Source organism: Corynebacterium sp. HMSC08C04 (genome assembly GCF_001807495.1).
GTDB classification, from domain to species: Bacteria; Actinomycetota; Actinomycetes; order Mycobacteriales; family Mycobacteriaceae; genus Corynebacterium; species Corynebacterium simulans.
Map to the genome: position 1 here is coordinate 52,804 of NZ_KV789202.1, position 15,772 is coordinate 68,575.

A 15,772-nucleotide genomic window follows, 5' to 3' on the forward strand; every position below is an offset into this window, starting at 1 on the left:
CGACCCACTAAGCCTACTAAACCTAGCGATGCAGATCATATTCGGCCTCGGAGTTTTCGTTAAGCTGGGTGGGCATGAAAGCTATCGTGCAGACCGACCCTAAAGATCCCGGAGCGCTGGAGCTAGGCGTCGTCGAAAAGCCGCTGCTCCACCCCGGAGAAGTTCTAGTAAAGGTCCATGCTGCGGGTGTGAACCGCGCTGACCTCTTGCAAGCGCGCGGACACTATCCGCCACCAGCAGGTGCTTCCGAGACCATCGGCCTAGAGGTGGCCGGTGAAATCGTGGATGCAAATGGCACCGAGTGGAAAGAAGGCACCCAGGTTGGCGCGCTGCTTGCCGGCGGTGGTTACGCCGAATATGTCGCGGTACCAGCGGGCCAGCTGCTGCCCATTCCGAAGGGCTTTTCGCTTACCGATACCGCCTCAGTCATCGAGGTGGCCTGCACCGTATGGTCCAACCTCGCCATGGAAGCGAACCTGCACGCTGGGCAAACCATTCTCATTCATGGTGGTGCGGGCGGCATCGGCTTGTTCGCCATCCAGGTGGCCAAGGCGCTGGGCGCTACTGTTGCGGTGACGGCCGGCTCCGCGGAGAAGCTGGAGACCTGCAAGCACTATGGCGCAGACATCCTTATTAATTACAAGGAACAAGACTTCGCAGAAGAGTTGAAGAACCAATGCGACGTCATCTTGGACATCATCGGCGCGAAGTACCTCAAACAGAACCTGAAGGCGCTGGCTACCGACGGCCACATGGTCACCATCGGCTTGCAAGGCGGCACGAAGGAAGAGCTCAACATGGGCATCGTCCTAGCAAAGCGCCTCACCTTGCAGGGCACGACGCTGCGCTCCCGCAGCATTGAGGACAAAGCCGCAATCGTGGCAGACACCGTCGCCAACGTGTGGCCATGGCTGGAAGATGGCACGGTAAAGCACCATCTCCACGGCACTTACCCGCTGGCCGAGGCCGCCGCTGCGCACGAAGCACTAAACTCCGGCGCCGTCACCGGCAAGTTGGTGCTGACGGTGTCTTAAACGTCTTGGGTCTAAGCTACTGGCTTAGGCCAAAGACGCCACCACGCGCGTGAGGTGTTCAATATCGTGGCGGGTGTTGAACGGGCCCAAGGCCACGGTAACGGCGCCGCCGATTTCGTCGGCGCCCATCTCCGTAAGAAGCGGAGTGCGCAGCGCCAACGTCGTGACCAGGCCGTTATCGATGAGGCGGCGGTGCACCGTCTCTGCCGGTACGTTCTGCACCGCGAAGGTAAGCCGCGGCAGGCGATCCTTTGAAGCGCCGGCGGCAGCCTCACCCGTCACGCCCAAGATGTGGACGGCCGGCAAGGTCTCCAAGTAGGCGTACATGTCATTGGTCAGATCGCCCAAGTACTCATTCAGCGCCTCCATCGACTTATGCACGCGCACGCGGCGCGAACCAGCCTCACCGCCAGCCAACGCTGCTAAGTGATCAACTAGAGGGCCAACGCCACCGGCCAGGCCGGTAGATACTGGGGTCTCTAGTTTTTCCGCAGAATTAGAAGCCTTCACCGGGCTATGCGCATCGACGCGGCGGAACATCGCTTCATCACGGAATACCAGGGCCGCTAACTGCGGGCCGCCGAGCATTCCGATATCAATGCCGATGATGTCCGCGCCGAGTTCATCAAAGCCCAGGGGGCGATAAGGCGCGAGCGCGGAGACGTCGACAAGCGTCCACGCGCGCGAGCGCGAACGAATTTTCTCAATGATCTCAGCCGTGGGTGTTACTGTGCCCAAAAGCTCATGCGCTGCGGAGAAGGAGACCAGGCGCGTCGAGCCGTCGACAAGCTCAGCGTACTGGAAAGCCGGCAGCTCACCCGTGCCCAGATCCGGCTGTGCCCAACGCACTTCCGCATCAAGCTCCGACAACGCGGAGTACAGCGCCGGCGGATCCAACTTGGACAGAACCACCGAAGAATTATGACGCAACATCGGGCGCAGGCTGCGCGCCAAGGTCTGGTACAAAGCTGGCAGCGAAGGGCCTAAGACCACGCGGCTGGCCTTCGAGCCCACGAGATCCGCAATCGCCATGCGCGCGGCGTCGTAATGCGCAGAGCCCTCCAACCGGCCCGGCGCGCTATTCGCGGAATGCGCTCCCGTGGCATCTTCCTGCGGGGCTACTGCTGGGGACATACGGAACGAGCGAGCTACGCCGGCCGCTACTCGTTCAGAGATCTGCGGCGCAGCATTCGCGTTGAGGTAGGTCCACCCGTCCGATAGGCCAGTGTAAAGACCTCGCACACTGGCGACGTCATACCGTGCTGGCAAGCCTAATGGCATGTATAAAACCTTCCTCTACGCCTTTCATTGGTACCCAAACGCAACGTTTGTAGGGGCCGCTGTGGGGCAGTCGACTCCCTACTCTATACGGGTTTGGGTACGGTTTCCTAAAAAGGAATTTTTGCAGGTTACAGCCATTCCCCCAGTACAGACGGCGTGTAGATACCCGTTTGTCCAGCACGCGCGCTAGGGTGTTTTGACGTGCAAGATAACAACCAACTGCGCGCCGACATCGCCCGCATGACCTCCACCCCGGAGGAAAGCGCGGTACCGGCCTCCCAGTCCATGACCATGAAGGCGGCTTTTGCCGATCTTATCCAAGGCGCCAAACAGCGTGAATTGTGGTTCATGCTGGGCATTCAGGACATCAAGCAACGCTACCGCCGCTCGGTTCTAGGACCTTTCTGGATCACCATCGCCACCGGTGTGATGGCAGCAGCACTGGGCCTTTTGTACTCCATGCTCTTCCAGATTCCAGTCGCGGAGTTCCTACCTCACGTCACCGTGGGCCTTATCATGTGGAACTTCATCTCGGGCGCAATCAAGGAAGGCTCCACCGTCTTCATTGACAACGAGGGCCTCATCAAACAGCTCCCGGCTCCCCTATCGGTGCACGTCTATCGCCTAGTGTGGCGCCAAACGCTATTCTTGGGCCACAACCTCATCATCTGGTTGCTGCTCATCCTTATCTTCCCGCGTCACCTGGGTTGGGAGTTCTTCCTCTTCATCCCGGCACTTGGCCTCCTACTGGTCAACGGCGTGTGGGTAGCAATGTTCTTCGGCATCGTGGCAACCCGCTATCGCGACATTGCGCCACTGCTCGAGGCACTCACGCAGCTGCTGTTCTACGTCACGCCGATTGTCTGGATGACCAACACTTTGAAGGAGCAAGGCGGTGCCGTGGGCAACCGCGCTCGCATCGCAGAGATCAACCCGCTGTATCACTACATGGAGATCGTGCGTGCCCCCATGATCGGTGAGCCCGTCGCGGGCTACCACTGGCTTATCGTCATCGCGTGTACCGTCGTGGGCCTCCTCGTCGCCGGCCTGGCCATGCGCCAATGGCGTTTCCGCGTGAGCTACTGGGTGTAGCGCAAGCTGCACGAAAGGATCTTAAACAATGGTTTCTATCGATACTTATAACGCTTGCGTGGACTTTCCCATCTTTGATGCCAAGTCCCGCTCCTTAAAGAAGGCTGTACTTTCCTCAGCCGGCGGTGCGATTGGCCAAAACTCCGACAAAACCGTCGTGGTTGAGGCCCTCAAAGACATCAACCTTCACCTCCGCGAAGGTGACCGCGTAGGTCTCGTGGGCCACAACGGCGCCGGCAAGTCCACGCTGCTGCGTCTGCTTTCTGGCATCTACGAGCCCACGCGCGGCACTGCCGACGTTCGCGGCCGCGTCGCCCCCGTCTTCGACTTGGGCGTGGGCATGGACCCAGAGGTCTCCGGCTACGACAACATCATCATCCGCGGCCTATTCTTGGGCCAGACCATCAAGCAGATGAAAAACAAGATGGATGAGATCGCCGAGTTCTCTGAACTGGGTGACTACCTCGCCATGCCGCTGCGCACCTACTCCACCGGTATGCGCGTACGCTTGGCGCTCGGCGTGGTTACCTCCATCGAGCCGGAAATCCTGCTGCTCGATGAGGGCATCGGCGCAGTCGACGCCGCCTTCATGGCCAAGGCCCGCGTGCGCCTGCAGGAGCTGGTTAAGCGCTCCGGCATCCTCGTCTTTGCTTCCCACTCCAATGACTTCCTGGCCCAGCTGTGCAACACTGCGCTGTGGATTGACCACGGCACCGTCCGCTCTGCCGGCGAGGTCTCTGAAGTCGTGGGCCAATACGAAGGCCCCGAGGTAGGCGAATACGTCAAGGACTTGCGCCGCCGCTTCGACAACGAAGACGACTAAGCCCCAAGCATCTCCTTTAACTCACCGGTTACGCCTTCTACTTCGATGGTGTAGCCGGTGTCGTCGTAAAGCCACTGGCATCAATCCGCACAGCAAACGGCGGCCACATCTGTTCTAATTCCATGTCCAAAGCCTATCCCCGGCGCCACGGGTGGCAGAATAGAGCTCATGACTGCCACCTTGAACGCCGCCGGTTCGACGGCCGCCGTAATCGTCACCCACCAGCGCGTGGAACTGCTTCGCGCCTCATTGGAGCAGGTAGCGCACCAAACCCACCCTGTGCAGTGGATCATCGTGGTGGACAATGGGGCCGAGACCGCAGTCGAGGAATTGGTCAATGAGATTGCCGGTGACCGCGCCGTCTACGTTCCTTCCCAGACAAACCTGGGCGGCGCGGGCGGCTTCGCCCTTGGCTTCCTCACGGCTCTTTCGTTGGGCGCCGACGCCGTGTGGTGCGCCGACGACGACGGCCGCCCCGCCGATAAAAACGTGCTCGCAGAGCTCTACCGCGTGGCGGAAGCCAACGGCTTGCACGAGGTCTCCCCTGCCGTGTGCAACATCAACGAACCAGCCCGTCTGGCCTTCCCGCTGCGCCAGGGCCTCGTGTGGCGCCGCTACATGAGCGAGCTCGAGGGAGACTTCCTGCCAGGTATTGCATCGCTTTTCAACGGCGCGCTGATTTCGGCGGAAGCCATGCAGATAATCGGTGTACCGGATTATCGCCTCTTCATCCGTGGCGACGAAGTGGAATACCACCGCCGCTTAGCAGGCTCGGGCCTCAAGTTCGGCACCGCGCTGACCACCAGCTACCTACACCCGGATGGTTCCGACGAGTTCAAGCCGATTCTTGGCGGCAAGATGCACACCCAGTACCCAGACGGCGAGTTCAAGAGGTTCTTTACCTACCGCAACCGCGGCTATCTGCTCTGGCAGCGCGGCATGCGCAAGCTCCTGCCCCAAGAATTCGCGCGCTTTGGCTGGTTCTTCCTCGTCCAAAAACGCGATCCACAAGGCTTTGTAGAGTGGCTTCGCCTGCATAACCAGGGCCGCAAGGAAGACTTCCGCCGGCCCTAACTAATCCTCCACCACGAAGGATTTCCGGGTGCGGCGGAAGATCACCCAGCGCTGCACGAAGAAGTTGATGATGGTGGCCGTGCCCTGCGCAAGTACATACGCCGCGACCAGCGCCAACGTGGATGACCAAGCCAGGTCCTCGTCAAAGAAGTTAAAAGCCCGGCGGTAGATCACCATGTTGACCAAATAAGTCAGGGCGTACGTCGCCGCCACTGCCACAAGGCGGCGTTTGGAGGCTTTGGCGTTGAACGTCCAACGGCGATTGAGCAAGTACGCCACGAGCGTGCCAAAGATAAAGCCAACGGTGCGGGCGCCATCTTTATCAAGCAGCCCCAAGCCCAGCTGCAGAAGCCACGTTAGGCCAGCATCAACGATCGCAGAGATTACGCCCGTAATAACAAACTTGGTTCCCTGCGCCTGCAGGGAATTCGAGCGTGAGAGTTTCTCTGCGTTGGTCACCATTAATCTCCCTTAAAGATGAAGATGCGCTGAATGGCAAAGTTGGTTACTGTAGCCACACCCTGCGCGATGACAAACGCGATGGTGTCTTTGACTGCTCCCTCAAAGCCCATAGAAATCAGCGGCTCGTTGAGCACCCAGTACAGGAAGTTCTGTACCGCAAAGGTCGAGGCATACAACGCCGCCACGGCACCCGCAGTACGGCCGGAGACCTGCGCGCCGAAAGTCCAACGCGCATTGGCAACGTACGCAGCGATGGTGCCAAAGACCCAACCGATTGCCTTTGCCGCAGAACGGTGCAGGCCAAAATGGGTCAGCAACAAAGTAAGCCCGTAGTCAATTGCCGCTGTGAACACGCCCACGAATACGAAACGGAAAAGCTGCGTCGCCAGCGAGGTGCGGCGCACCTCGACGTCGCGGGGCGCCGCGTCAGAAGGATTTTTATCAGTCACGGCTAAAAAGCCTACCTGCGCAGTAGGGCACGGTAAATGTCAAGACGATCCACCGGTGCTAGTGCCTCATCCCCATAGGCGCCCACGCTTGCAAGCACAGAAAGCGAAGCGCTACACAACTCGCGTATTTCTTCGCCTGTTAAGAGCTTGCCTTCATCAGAGACCCAACCCAAGGCATCCATCGTGGACTCTGCCACGGAATTGCTAAGCTCCCGCCCGCCCATGCAGGTCAGCGCTAAGACCATGGACCAAAACGAGTCCTGGCCTTCTGCGGTAACTTCCCGCGGCAAAGAATCTAGGACTGATAAAGGCGCGTTTGAATCACTGCGCTCTAAATCGAGCGCCTGCAGCAGCGGCACGAAATCAAAAAGCTTGCTGCGCTGGATGAGCGCACGCACCGGCGGGGTCACGATGTTGAGCACTTCATCGATGGTCTCTTGGCCAGTTAATTGCGCATTGATGGCAGTAAGATCGAAAGGCTGCGTGAAGGCGCCCGATCCGCCTACACACAATGATTCAGGGGTACCGGAATCGCGCGGGTAAATGTCAACCACAACCAGGCTAAAGTCCCACAACCCCCAGGCATAGTCCAGCTGCACGCCCTCACGCCACAAAAACTCGGAGACTTGATGCTTGGGATCGATGCGGGCCCCGCGGGCTTCATGGTGTTCAAAGAAGTGCCACGGCGAATCTTCATCGGGGAGCCCGAAGCAGACTTCGAGCACGTGGTGGAGTTGCTCAAAGGTAAGGGCGTCAGAAAACCCGATTTGGCGGTGGACTTCGACGTCCGCGCTCACGTTGGAAACCTGGCAGATGACGGTGAGGGGCTCGCGGCGCAGGGTCACGATAGAGTTGTCACGCTTGGCGCGTGCCGTACTCAAATCTGTGACCCCGAGGCTCATGGGCCCCACCATACGCAAAGTTGCGGGTCAAAGTTGTGGAGGTAAGCGCGTGAGGCTACGCCGCGCGCTTGGCGATGTCGCGTGCTTCCAGCTCGCTCACCACAAAAAGCAGGCCCGCGCCGATGGCCCCCAGAGTGGTCCATGGCTTCTGCACACCGCGCTTGCGCAGGGGCTTGACCATGGCCTGCGCAACCTTGACGTTGATGAAACCACCGGCGATGAGAACCAGTACCACGGCAACAAATGCTGCCCAGGCCTTCACGTCCATCTCTTGTTCTTGTGCCTGCACCGGCTGCTGTTCTTCCTGCTCGCGCTGTGCATTGGTCACCGCAACCAGCGCGCCGAAGCCCAGAAACGAGCCGATATAAGCGGCGACGAGTGCCTTCTTATTCTTGATCCAATCTGGATAGGAGGTCATAAGGCCCAAAGCCAGCGATTGCGTTATGCGGCCAGACAGGGTGTCATCGAGTGCGTAGCGGTCGACGCGCTCGGTTTCTTGTGCGGAGTCTTGCTCAGTCATGGGGATTACTTTATGCGGCACTAAGCTAAAGCGCATGTACTCCTCAAAGAAAGAGCACCTAACCCCTGCCCAGCGCGCAGCCCAAGACGAACGCGCTGAAGACGACAAGTACAACGGCCACTTCCTGGCCACCGAGCACACCAATCTCCCGCTCGACGGGTTTATGACGCGCCTGATGGCTGAGGAGCTGCCTATCCTCGATTCCACTTCGCGCCGTCGGGTCTATGAGATTCTGCGTTCCTACAAGGGCCCGGAGATTACCTCCCAGGAGCAGCTCCCAGCAGAGATCCGCGAGCTCATGGATCTGTATTAGATCTGTTTTAGAAGGCCAAATCAACACATTCGGGCACGGCCGATGCCCGAACATGTTCCAAATATCACTAACGTCACACACGTCACGTGTCCGTGTTGGTGAGTAGGCTAGGAACGACATATCACGTCGAGTAAAGAGTAAGAGATGGAACTACATACCACCGAAAAGTCCCTGCACGGCTGGGGCCGCACCGCGCCGACGACTGCCCACGTACTGTCCACCGAAGACGTCGAGGTCATCAAGAAGGCCGTCGCCCAGGTTGCAGAAGATAACTCCGACAAACCAGCACACCTGCGCCGCGGCGTCATCGCCCGCGGCATGGGCCGTTCCTACGGTGACCCTGCCCAAAACGGCGGCGGCCTGGTCATCGACATGCAGCCGCTGAACAAGATCCACTCCATCGATCCGGAAACCGCAATCGTCGACGTAGACGGTGGCGTAACTCTGGATCAGCTGATGAAGGCCGCCCTGCCATACGGCCTGTGGGTCCCGGTTCTGCCAGGCACCCGCCAGGTCACCATCGGCGGCGCAATCGGCCCGGATATCCACGGCAAGAACCACCACTCCGCCGGTTCCTTTGGCAACCACGTCACCTCCATGGAGCTGCTCGTGGCAGACGGCCGCGTACTCCACTTGGAGCCTAACGGTTCCAAGGATGATCCAGACGGAGAGCTCTTCTGGGCCACCGTCGGCGGCATGGGCCTGACCGGCATCATCCTGCGCGCGCAGATCCGCATGACCAAGACCGAGACCGCCTACTTCATCGCGGACACTGACCGCACCGAGAACCTGGATGAGACCGTAGCCTTCCACTCGGATGGCTCCGAGCACAACTACACCTACTCCTCTGCTTGGTTCGACGTCATCTCCCCAGAGCCAAAGCTCGGCCGCTCCACCATCTCCCGCGGCAGCCTGGCCACCCTGGCGCAGCTCGAAGAGCTCGCACCAAAGCTGGCGAAGGATCCGCTGAAGTTCAACGCTCCACAGCTGATGACGGTGCCGGATATCTTCCCGAACTTCACCATGAACAAGCTCTCCCTGATGGCCATCGGCGAGGCTTACTACCTCATGGGCGCGCCGGCTCGTAACAAGATCAAGAACCTGACGCAGTTCTACCAGCCGCTGGATCTCATCGGCGAGTGGAACCGCGGCTACGGTTCCAACGGCTTCCTGCAGTACCAGTTCGTGGTACCGACCGAGGCAGTTGAGCCTTTCAAGGAGATCATCCGTGACATGCAAAAGTCCGGCCACTACTCCGCACTGAACGTGTTCAAGCTCTTCGGCCCAGGCAACAAGGCACCACTGTCCTACCCAATGCCGGGCTGGAACGTCTGCGTGGACTTCCCAATCAAGCCAGGCCTCGGCGCCTTCCTTGATGATCTGGACAAGCGCGTCATGGAATTCGGCGGCCGCCTCTACCTGGCCAAGGAATCCCGTACCTCTGCGGAGAACTTCCACAAGATGTACCCGGGCATGGAGGGCTGGCTTGCCACCCGCAACGCCATCGACCCAACCGGCGTCTTCGCATCCGACATGTCCCGCCGCCTCGAGCTGCGCTAAACGTCCGCACCGAACACAACGCAGAAGATTTTTAAGGAATAACCCACATGCTCAATGCAGTAGGCCAAGCACAACACATCCTTCTCCTTGGCGGCACCTCCGAAATCGGCCTCGGCATCGTCGAGGAATTCTTGGAGCGTGGCCCGGCCAAGGTCACCCTCGCTGCCCGCGCACAGTCCCCGCGCATCGCCGATGCCACCGCCGCTTTGACCTCCCGCGGTGCTGACGTCGAGGTCATCGACTTTGACGCAACTGACTTCGAGGCCCACCCGGACGTCGTCAAGCAGGCATGGAACCGCGGCGACGTCGACGTTGCCATCGTCGCCTTCGGCACCCTGGGTGACCAGGAAGAACTCTGGCAGGACCAGGCCAAGGCCGTCGCTTCCGCACAGACCAACTTCACCGCCCCGGTCTCCCTGGGCGTGCTGTTGGGCCAGAAGTTCAAGGAGCAGGGCCACGGCACCATCGTCGCCATGTCCTCCGTGGCGGGTATGCGCGTGCGCCGCTCCAACTTTGTCTACGGCGCTTCCAAGGCCGGCGTGGATGGCTTCTTCATCAACCTGGGTGAGGCACTGCGCGGCTCCGGCGCCAACGTCCTCGTGGTTCGTCCGGGCCAGGTGCGCACCAAGATGTCCGCAAACGCTGGCGAGGCACCGCTGACCGTCAACGTTGACGATGTTGCCAAGGCCACCGTCAAGGCAATCTTGAACGGCACGCAGTCCATCTACGTGCACCCACTGTTCGAGTACGTCTCCTTGGCCTTCAAGTTCATCCCACAATCCATCTTCCGAAAGCTGCCTTTCTAATTCCAGCAATCCTCCCGAATGTGGGAAACTAGTGTGCATGACTAGCCCAGCAACCATGCACTCCATGCACACTGAACACACCCGTGCCACGGATTACAACGCCGACGAGCTTTCAACTAAGTCGGCTCTGCTGGGCATAGCGGCGGCTGCCCTTGGCGGGGCGGTCGTCGCTCTCCTCGGTTTTTATGCCTTCAAGACGGTCTCCCTGCCAGCTTTTAGTACCTCCATGGTCACCCGTGCACTGTGCACGGTCGGCATTGTTTTGACCCTCTTGCTGGTCGGCGTGCTCTGCGTGAAGTGGATTTATGACACCCACCGTCCTGCTTTCACACGGCCTAAGTGGCGCACGTGGCTGACCTACGCGGCGTGCTATCTCTCGCCTGCCTTGCTAGTGCTTTCTGCCATCGGTCTGCCGCTTTCCGCCTCCAAGCTGTGGCTGGACGGAGTGCAGGTGGACCAGGTCTTCCGCACCCAGTTCCTGACCCGCACCACGGATCAGATGGGCTACGCCGACATGAACTACGAGGGCCTTCCCACCTTCTACCCCATGGGCTGGTTCTGGCTCGGCGGCCGCGTGGCCAACCTTTTGCACATGCCTGGTTGGGAGGTCTTCCAGCCGTGGGCGCTGATTTCTATCTCGATGTGTGGCTGCCTGCTCGTTCCGCTCTGGCAGCGCTTGGTGGGCTCGCTTCCAGTTGCCACCGCAATCGCGCTCGTGACCACCGCCGTCACGCTCACGGTCAACGCTGAGGAGCCTTATTCCGCGGTCATCGCCATGGGCGTTCCGGCAGTAGCTGTGCTGGCTGCCCGCGCCTTCAACGGCTCCTGGCTTTCTACCTTGGGCGTGGCCCTGTACCTGGGTTTCTCCGCCTGCTTCTACACCTTGTTCACCGGCGCCATCGCACTGACCGTGGTCTCGTTGGTTGCTATCGCCACCGCAATCTACGAGCGCTCCCTGCGCCCCCTCATGCACCTGGTGGTCATCGGCGTCGGCTCGCTGGCCATCGCCGCCGTTGCCTGGACGCCTTATCTGCTCGCCACCTTCCGCGCAGAGGCGCCACTGGAGTCCGCCGCTCAGCATTACCTGCCGGAGGAAGGAACCCAAATTCCGGTGCCTTTCCTCTCCTTCAGCATCATCGGCGCGCTCTGCCTCATCGGCCTTATCTACATGGCCATGCGCCTGGAAGACGCCGCAGTACGCGCCCTCGTCATCGCCACCTTGGGTACCTACCTCTGGGTCGTGATGTCCATGGTGGTCACCCTGGCCGGCTCCACCCTGCTGGGCTTCCGCCTGGAGAGCATCATCGTGCTGCTTTTCGCCACCGCCGGCGTTCTTTGTCTGGCAGAAATCCGCCTGCTGGGCATTCCCACGTTGTACCCGGCGCGCTTTAGTGAGACCACCAACAAGCGCATCACCGCGGTGTTCGCCATCTTCTTGGTATTCGGCGGAATCTACTACGCGCAGCACATCCCGGAAGCCAACGAGGATGCCCTCGACCACGCTTATACCGATACCGACGGCAACGGCGAGCGCGCCGACCGCTTTGCCAGTGATTCCTCTCAGGACTACCTGAAGATCCGTGAGTTCATCGACTCGCACGGCTACGCGCCGAATGCGACCACGGTCATGACGGACGAGAAGCTGTTTATGGCTTATCACCCATACTGGGGTTTCAACGCCTTTACCAGCCACTACGCCAACCCGCTGGGTGAGTTCAGCGCCCGCAACGCGCAGATCGAAGCCTGGGGCAAGGACTCCTGGGAGCAAACGCCGGCCGAGTTCCAGAAGGCGATCGATTCCGCGAAGTGGAATGGTCCCGATGTTGTCATCTTCCGCGGCAGCCTCGAAGAGCCGGGCGATGGCTTCAAGATCCACCTGGCTGAGGATATCTATCCCAATCAGCCCAACGTGCGTTACCGTGCGGTCTTCTTCAACCCAGATGTCTTCGAGGAAGGCTGGGATACCAAGCAGGTTGGCCCATTCGTGGTGGCGGTGCGTTCTCACTAACTCTAGGGGCCGTGCCGTAAACTGATCGCCGTGTCAGTTAGCCTTCCTAGTACCGAAAATACCCGCTTAGCCATAGCGGACGCCCCGCGTTCGCTGCGGCTAACCGCCATTATTGCCGGCCTGATTGGCTTCATTTGTTTTGTAGCGACCCCGCTACTTCCGGTGAACCAAACCCAGTCCTCTTTTGATTGGCCGCAGAATAATTCGCTGCAGTCCATAAACGCCCCGCTGATTTCGGTGGCGCCGGAGGACATCAAGGCCGAGATCCCGCTGAGCGCCGCAGACCAGCTCCATAATGATCAGGACCTGCTCTACGGCACCATCCCGCCGGAATCCACCAAGGCCTCCAACCGCGGCATGTTCGTCCGCGTGAGCGACCAAGGCCTTTCCGTCGTCTCCTTGGACGAGGTGCTGCTTGCCCTTACCCCCAAGGAAGTAGCCGCACTGCCTGACGACGCCGTGCTCAAGATCGACTCCTCCGGCTCCGGCACCACGGTCAGCGTGGATAAGCATTCCGAGACCACGAAGGACGACGTTCGTCCGCAGGTCACCGGCGTCTACACCGAGCTAGAAGATAAGGATGCCGCAAAGCTTGTCGACGAAGGGCTAAACGTCCACGTCGATATCAATTCGCGCTTTACCTCCTCGCCTTCTTTGCTAAAGAAGATTGCGATGTGGCTGGGCGTAGCCATGACCATCCTGAGCCTTATCTGCCTGTGGCGCATTGACCGTCTAGACGGGCGCAAGCTGGGCTTTATGCCTGCCACCTGGAAGCAGATCCGCCCGCTCGACGGCGTGGTTGCTGCCGTCCTCGTCTTCTGGCATATCTTCGGCGCAAATACCTCGGATGACGGCTTCATCCTGACGATGGGCCGCGTTTCCGGTCACGCCTCCTATATGGCGAACTACTACCGCTGGTACGGCGTTCCCGAGGCCCCGTTCGGCTCCCCGTACTACGACCTCGTGGCCTTCTTGTCGGAGATTTCCAGTACGTCAATGTTCGTGCGTCTGCCTGCGCTCATCTCCGCATTCATCGTCTGGTTCATTCTCTCGCGCGAGATTCTGCCGCGCTTTGGTGACCTAGTTAATGGCCGCCGCGTGGCGCACTGGACCGCCGCCTTTATGTTCTTGGCATTCTGGCTGCCATATAACAACGGCATCCGCCCAGAGCCGATCGTGGCTCTCGGTGTCATGGTGACCTGGGCTTCCTTCGAACGCTCTATTGCCGCCCGCCGCCTGCTGCCAGCAGCCGTGGGCACCATCGCCGCAACCTTGACGCTGGGCGCTGGTCCTACCGGACTCTTCGCCGTCGGCGTGTTCTTGGTATCACTGCCGAAGCTATTTGCCTTCATGGCCGAGCGCGCCCCGCACGTGGGCTGGCTCGCCATGATTGCACCTTTCCTCGCTTCCGGCACCGCCATCATGGTCGCAGCCTTTGGTGATCAGACGCTGGCTTCGGTCATGGAGTCCACCCGCGTGCGCTCTGAGGTCGGCCCTTCGCTGCCGTGGTACTCGGAGTACGTGCGCTACACCACGCTCTTCCAGCAGTCCGTGGACGGCTCGATGACCCGCCGCTTCGCCATGTTCACCATGATCTTCTGCTTGGCGCTGATCATCTATGCCTTCATCAAGGATCGCCGCATCGTCGGCGCAGCGGTCGGCCCAACCCAGCGCCTGCTGCTCATCATTGGGCTTAGCACCTTCTTCTTGATGTTCACCCCAACCAAGTGGACCCACCACTTCGGTATCTACGCCGGCGTCGCGGGCGTGATTGCGGCATTGGGCGCGGTTGTCCTCTCCCAGATCGCGATGCGCTCGCCACGCGCGCGCACCTTCGCCCTCGCATCGGTCATCTTCCTGCTGGCTATCTCCATGGCTGGCTGGAATGCCTGGTGGTACGTCTCCTCCTTCGGCATCCCGTGGTGGGATCGCACGGTTCAGCTCAAGGCCATTGAGGCCAACACCGTGCTGCTGTTTATTGGCTTGGTGGTCCTTGCCGTCGGCGTCGTCCAGGCGATGTTCCACAGTTACCGCAAGGCCCAAGCAGAAGAGGAAGGCCGCCTCGAGGAGTTCAAGGCACAGGCCGCCGCCAAAGTTTCGCGCTGGGCAGGCATCATGTCCGCGCCGCTGGCTTTGGCCTGCGCGCTGATTGTGGCCTTCTCGTGTGCATCCTTCGCTAAGGCTTATGCTTCGCAGCAGAATTCCTACTCCGTGGGCAAGGGCAACTTGGCCTCGCTGAAGGGCAACCAGTGCTCGCTTGCCGACGCCACGATGGTAGAGACCAACACCAACGACTCCTTCCTCAGCCCGGTTGAAGGCGAGCTCAAGGACTCGCTGGAGGACCCAAGCGAAGATTCCTTCGGCTTTGGCCCCGATAACATCCCGGAATCCATCGAGCCGGAGAATCTGAACTCGGCGTCGGTTGGCGCAATTGCGAATACCTCAACCGAGAAGGCAGAAAATGCTGACTCTGCCGATGCCGCGCAGTCGGAGGAAAGCAGCGAAAAGTCTGCCAATGAGCAAAGCGGCGGCGTGCGTGGGACCAAGGGCGTAAACGGCTCGACCCGTCACTTGCCTTTCAACCTGGATTACAACAAGGTACCGGTTTTGGGCTCCTACGATGAAAAGCAGCGTTCTACCTCTACCGTAACGACCCAGTGGTACAACCTGCCTGAGGCCAAGGAAAACGCCCCGATTCTGGCTGTTTCTGCGGCGGGCAACATCTACCACCACGATGTCAACGGCATCGAGCAGGACGGCATGGAGCTCAAGCTGGAGTACGCCACCTACAAGGACGGCAAGGCCACCAACAAGGGCGAAGCAGAGCTTTCCGACGTCGGCGCTACCCCGAAGTGGCGCAACCTACGCATCCCGTTGGACAAGCTGCCAGCTGAGGCCAACGTGGTCCGCCTGGTGGCCGTGGATGATTCCACTGACGAGGACGAATGGCTCGCCTTCACTCCGCCGCGCGTGCCGGAGCTTGCGACCATCAACTCGCAGTTCGATTCACAGACCCCGGCGCTGATGGACTGGTCTGTGGCTCTGCAGTTCCCATGCCAGCGCACTTTCGACCACTATGCGGGCGTGACGGAGATTCCGGAATACCGCATCCTGCCGGATGCAGCGGCGCAGACGTCCTTGACTGACTTCCAGTCCTTCTCGGGCGGTGGCGCGATGGCCACGGCTGAGGCAGTCAACTACTCCTACGAGATCCCGAGCTACCTCAACAATGATTGGGCTCGAGACTGGGGCGCAATCGAAAAGTACGAGCTGCGCACCAACTCCAAGGGCGAGGCACCTGCCGAGGCGAACATCGATCATGAGATCGTTTCGCGCTCCGGACTCTGGAAGGAATCTGAGATGAAGATTCGCCCGGAGGGCTCTGAGGAGAAATAACGCTGGGTGGCATAGCACCCAGCGTGTAATAGCACCCAGCGTGATAAAGCAC

14 protein-coding genes are annotated in these 15,772 nt (G+C 60.1%); 9 read left to right on the forward strand and 5 right to left on the reverse strand.

What is annotated here, in order from left to right; all coding sequences use genetic code 11:
* Nucleotides 1-74 precede the first annotated feature (74 nt).
* Nucleotides 75-1,034 carry an NAD(P)H-quinone oxidoreductase gene (locus tag HMPREF3169_RS03400; protein ID WP_070455677.1) on the forward strand — a complete coding sequence of 320 codons (960 nt, stop codon included), beginning with the start codon at nucleotides 75-77 and terminating at the stop codon, nucleotides 1,032-1,034.
* Nucleotides 1,035-1,058: 24 nt separating this feature from the next.
* Here HMPREF3169_RS03400 and HMPREF3169_RS03405 read toward each other — a convergent pair whose 3' ends face one another.
* Complete coding sequence (locus HMPREF3169_RS03405) at nucleotides 1,059-2,315, reverse strand: aminotransferase class V-fold PLP-dependent enzyme (protein ID WP_070455678.1); 1,257 nt, start codon at nucleotides 2,313-2,315, stop codon at nucleotides 1,059-1,061.
* A 240-nt stretch (nucleotides 2,316-2,555) separates the two neighbouring features.
* Between HMPREF3169_RS03405 and HMPREF3169_RS03410 the strand changes: the two genes are divergently transcribed.
* From HMPREF3169_RS03410 to HMPREF3169_RS03420, 3 genes are all read left to right on the forward strand, one after another.
* Nucleotides 2,556-3,407 (forward strand): galactan export ABC transporter permease subunit Wzm/RfbD, encoded by an 852-nt coding sequence (locus HMPREF3169_RS03410; RefSeq protein ID WP_061920156.1) that lies wholly within the window; start codon nucleotides 2,556-2,558, stop codon nucleotides 3,405-3,407.
* Nucleotides 3,408-3,435: 28 nt separating this feature from the next.
* On the forward strand, nucleotides 3,436-4,230 hold the full coding sequence (locus HMPREF3169_RS03415; RefSeq protein WP_061920004.1) for a galactan export ABC transporter ATP-binding subunit Wzt/RfbE: 795 nt from the start codon (nucleotides 3,436-3,438) through the stop codon (nucleotides 4,228-4,230).
* Nucleotides 4,231-4,398: 168 nt separating this feature from the next.
* Complete coding sequence (locus tag HMPREF3169_RS03420) at nucleotides 4,399-5,304, forward strand: galactofuranosyltransferase GlfT1 (protein ID WP_062036276.1); 906 nt, start codon at nucleotides 4,399-4,401, stop codon at nucleotides 5,302-5,304.
* Here HMPREF3169_RS03420 and HMPREF3169_RS03425 read toward each other — a convergent pair whose 3' ends face one another.
* The 4 genes from HMPREF3169_RS03425 to HMPREF3169_RS03440 all read right to left on the reverse strand — a co-directional run bounded on the left by HMPREF3169_RS03425 (nucleotide 5,305) and on the right by HMPREF3169_RS03440 (nucleotide 7,637).
* Complete coding sequence (locus tag HMPREF3169_RS03425; RefSeq protein WP_070455679.1) at nucleotides 5,305-5,766, reverse strand: GtrA family protein; 462 nt, start codon at nucleotides 5,764-5,766, stop codon at nucleotides 5,305-5,307. It lies immediately after the preceding gene.
* Nucleotides 5,766-6,155: a GtrA family protein gene (locus HMPREF3169_RS03430; RefSeq protein WP_061920154.1), complete on the reverse strand. Its 390-nt coding sequence runs from the start codon at nucleotides 6,153-6,155 to the stop codon at nucleotides 5,766-5,768. The genes HMPREF3169_RS03425 and HMPREF3169_RS03430 overlap by 1 nt, the downstream gene beginning before the upstream one ends.
* Nucleotides 6,156-6,226: 71 nt before the next feature.
* Nucleotides 6,227-7,117, reverse strand: coding sequence for a plasmid pRiA4b ORF-3 family protein (locus HMPREF3169_RS03435; protein WP_061919998.1), 891 nt, complete (start codon nucleotides 7,115-7,117; stop codon nucleotides 6,227-6,229).
* A gap of 55 nt (nucleotides 7,118-7,172) precedes the next feature.
* A complete protein-coding gene (locus HMPREF3169_RS03440) occupies nucleotides 7,173-7,637 on the reverse strand; it encodes a hypothetical protein (RefSeq protein WP_061919995.1) in 465 nt (154 codons plus the stop codon).
* Nucleotides 7,638-7,671: 34 nt separating this feature from the next.
* Between HMPREF3169_RS03440 and HMPREF3169_RS03445 the strand changes: the two genes are divergently transcribed.
* The 5 genes from HMPREF3169_RS03445 to HMPREF3169_RS03465 all read left to right on the forward strand — a co-directional run bounded on the left by HMPREF3169_RS03445 (nucleotide 7,672) and on the right by HMPREF3169_RS03465 (nucleotide 15,720).
* The gene (locus tag HMPREF3169_RS03445) at nucleotides 7,672-7,950 is read left to right on the forward strand and encodes a hypothetical protein (protein ID WP_061919993.1); all 279 of its coding nucleotides are present in this window, start codon (nucleotides 7,672-7,674) and stop codon (nucleotides 7,948-7,950) included.
* A gap of 144 nt (nucleotides 7,951-8,094) precedes the next feature.
* Nucleotides 8,095-9,510: a decaprenylphosphoryl-beta-D-ribose oxidase gene (locus tag HMPREF3169_RS03450; protein ID WP_061919991.1), complete on the forward strand. Its 1,416-nt coding sequence runs from the start codon at nucleotides 8,095-8,097 to the stop codon at nucleotides 9,508-9,510.
* Nucleotides 9,511-9,557: 47 nt separating this feature from the next.
* Entirely contained in the window at nucleotides 9,558-10,316 is a 759-nt protein-coding gene (locus HMPREF3169_RS03455; protein WP_061919989.1) for a decaprenylphospho-beta-D-erythro-pentofuranosid-2-ulose 2-reductase, read from the forward strand.
* Between the two features lie 37 nt (nucleotides 10,317-10,353).
* The gene (locus HMPREF3169_RS03460; protein WP_070455680.1) at nucleotides 10,354-12,324 is read left to right on the forward strand and encodes a galactan 5-O-arabinofuranosyltransferase; all 1,971 of its coding nucleotides are present in this window, start codon (nucleotides 10,354-10,356) and stop codon (nucleotides 12,322-12,324) included.
* Nucleotides 12,325-12,354: 30 nt separating this feature from the next.
* Nucleotides 12,355-15,720, forward strand: coding sequence for an arabinosyltransferase domain-containing protein (locus HMPREF3169_RS03465; RefSeq protein WP_210385667.1), 3,366 nt, complete (start codon nucleotides 12,355-12,357; stop codon nucleotides 15,718-15,720).
* The last annotated feature ends 52 nt before the right edge of the window (nucleotides 15,721-15,772 follow it).

Coding starts and splice junctions, on each gene's coding strand:
- HMPREF3169_RS03400 (WP_070455677.1), top strand. CDS start 75: ATGAAAGCTATCGTGCAGACCGACCCTAAAGATCCCGGAGCGCTGGAG.
- HMPREF3169_RS03405 (WP_070455678.1), bottom strand. CDS start 2,315: ATGCCATTAGGCTTGCCAGCACGGTATGACGTCGCCAGTGTGCGAGGT.
- HMPREF3169_RS03410 (WP_061920156.1), top strand. CDS start 2,556: ATGACCTCCACCCCGGAGGAAAGCGCGGTACCGGCCTCCCAGTCCATG.
- HMPREF3169_RS03415 (WP_061920004.1), top strand. CDS start 3,436: ATGGTTTCTATCGATACTTATAACGCTTGCGTGGACTTTCCCATCTTT.
- HMPREF3169_RS03420 (WP_062036276.1), top strand. CDS start 4,399: ATGACTGCCACCTTGAACGCCGCCGGTTCGACGGCCGCCGTAATCGTC.
- HMPREF3169_RS03425 (WP_070455679.1), bottom strand. CDS start 5,766: ATGGTGACCAACGCAGAGAAACTCTCACGCTCGAATTCCCTGCAGGCG.
- HMPREF3169_RS03435 (WP_061919998.1), bottom strand. CDS start 7,117: ATGAGCCTCGGGGTCACAGATTTGAGTACGGCACGCGCCAAGCGTGAC.
- HMPREF3169_RS03440 (WP_061919995.1), bottom strand. CDS start 7,637: ATGACTGAGCAAGACTCCGCACAAGAAACCGAGCGCGTCGACCGCTAC.
- HMPREF3169_RS03445 (WP_061919993.1), top strand. CDS start 7,672: ATGTACTCCTCAAAGAAAGAGCACCTAACCCCTGCCCAGCGCGCAGCC.
- HMPREF3169_RS03450 (WP_061919991.1), top strand. CDS start 8,095: ATGGAACTACATACCACCGAAAAGTCCCTGCACGGCTGGGGCCGCACC.
- HMPREF3169_RS03455 (WP_061919989.1), top strand. CDS start 9,558: ATGCTCAATGCAGTAGGCCAAGCACAACACATCCTTCTCCTTGGCGGC.
- HMPREF3169_RS03460 (WP_070455680.1), top strand. CDS start 10,354: ATGACTAGCCCAGCAACCATGCACTCCATGCACACTGAACACACCCGT.